2 protein-coding genes and 1 pseudogene are annotated in these 1478 nt (G+C 35.7%); 1 reads left to right on the top strand and 2 read right to left on the bottom strand.

Features of this window, described 5'->3' with window-relative positions; translation table 11 throughout:
- Nucleotides 1-212: 212 nt before the first annotated feature.
- Together ACGF63_RS22835 and ACGF63_RS22830 are read right to left on the bottom strand one after the other, a co-directional pair.
- The gene (locus ACGF63_RS22835; protein WP_387633370.1) at nt 213-515 is read right to left on the bottom strand and encodes a nucleotidyl transferase AbiEii/AbiGii toxin family protein; all 303 of its coding nucleotides are present in this window, start codon (nt 513-515) and stop codon (nt 213-215) included.
- Nucleotides 478-906 (bottom strand): S-adenosylhomocysteine hydrolase, encoded by a 429-nt coding sequence (locus ACGF63_RS22830; protein ID WP_387633369.1) that lies wholly within the window; start codon nt 904-906, stop codon nt 478-480. The genes ACGF63_RS22835 and ACGF63_RS22830 overlap by 38 nt, the downstream gene beginning before the upstream one ends.
- A 192-nt stretch (nt 907-1098) precedes the next feature.
- Between ACGF63_RS22830 and ACGF63_RS22825 the strand changes: the two are divergent.
- Nucleotides 1099-1454, top strand: a pseudogene (locus tag ACGF63_RS22825) (transposase); the annotation flags it as partial.
- Nucleotides 1455-1478: the final 24 nt, after the last annotated feature.

The raw sequence follows: 1478 nt of genomic DNA, 5'->3' as shown, positions 1-1478 counted from the left end.
TGTTCAGCCACCAGAGAAATAATATGGCGGGGATCTGGTTTTTCAAACAGAGTCGTTTCCATTAACTCAAGTTTTATGATCGGTCTTAAACATGGCGCTATTTGGTATTGTTGAATGTATTTAATTTCAATCTCTATATATCTGTATTCATCACGTTTAATAATTTCACTAGTAATACTAAAATTTCCATCAGCAACAATAAGAGAAAGAAGTTATTCATGAAAACATTTTCGTATTCTTTTCCGTTCAGAACGGCTAATAGATTGCCAGTCAATGTCATTATAGGGTATGACTTTAAGATCAACATCTTCAGACATCCGCATGATTTTAACGTGTGATTTAGCTAATGCTGAACCTCCACTAAAAACGATTGCAAACACGTCAGATTCAACATTTGCAATCAAAGTTAATAGATGGACTACCCAGTAATCTTTTTCAATGATTGCCGGGTTATTTATTCCTAACGCAAATGCAACTTCAGTAAACTCTTTTTTCAGTTGATCTAACTTTTCCATTTATTATTTTTCTGCCTATTTGCAAGCGAGTGCTAAATCTCCGGGGATCAAATTTAAATCTAATTGATGCCGGGATTTGGGTAATTTCACCTTTCATAAATTTGAGAGTTAAATCATCAAAAGTAAAATCAACTTTTTTAAGTTTTAATACTTCAGAAACAATTGAATCTACACCGCCGGGTTTTGCTGGAATAGGCTCACCTGTTAATGTACTCATCCTGGCTTTGGTGTATAAACCATGACCAATTTTTATGAGTAAACCATTCTTTATCAATCGATTAAACCCTCGGCCAACTTGATCATAACTAGCTATATCGGAAAAATCTTTACGTTCAAAAACATAACGTCTTGATTTAAATAATCTCCGCTTCATCTTTTCATAAGAAGTCATAACCCCTCCTTTCGAGATGCAGAATTGCTGCATATAATAATAGCATAATACGGCATAAATCAACATTCAAGTTAAATAAAATTTATTATAAATCATGTAATTATGGGCTGTTGACGTTTTGAGAGGACTTATTGAACAGCATGATGATTGGGTATAATTGCTTTCGCCAAAAACCAACCCTGCCTTACCATCATGCCGAGAACAATGTTATCAAAGCCCCTATGGAATACGCTAGCTGTATTCATGCAACAAAGTGGGCTTATTTATCACAAAGAAGAACATCACCTGACCTTTGAAGGTATCCTTTACCGCATGAGAACCGGTTGTCCCTGGCGTGACTTACCGCCTGAATTTGGGAAATGGAATACCGTCTTCCGACGTTTTAATGAATGGGCAAAGAAAGATAGTTTTAATTTAATATTCAAATTGTTATCTGAATATTCTGATACAGAGTGGCTGTTCATTGATGGGAGTATTGTGCGGGCGCAGCTTCTAAAGAAAATGAATCGATAGGAAAAAGTCGGGGTGGACGTTCAACCAAGATCCATTAAGATACGATAAATTGGAGCGTA

It is taken from the genome of Photorhabdus sp. RM322S, from assembly GCF_042879395.1.
Classification (GTDB): Bacteria; Pseudomonadota; Gammaproteobacteria; order Enterobacterales; family Enterobacteriaceae; genus Photorhabdus; species Photorhabdus khanii.
Note: the sequence above shows the minus strand (reverse complement) of the source record. Positions and strands in the feature narration are given on the sequence as shown.

Coding starts and splice junctions, on each gene's coding strand:
- ACGF63_RS22835 (WP_387633370.1), bottom strand. CDS start 515: ATGGAAAAGTTAGATCAACTGAAAAAAGAGTTTACTGAAGTTGCATTT.
- ACGF63_RS22830 (WP_387633369.1), bottom strand. CDS start 906: ATGACTTCTTATGAAAAGATGAAGCGGAGATTATTTAAATCAAGACGT.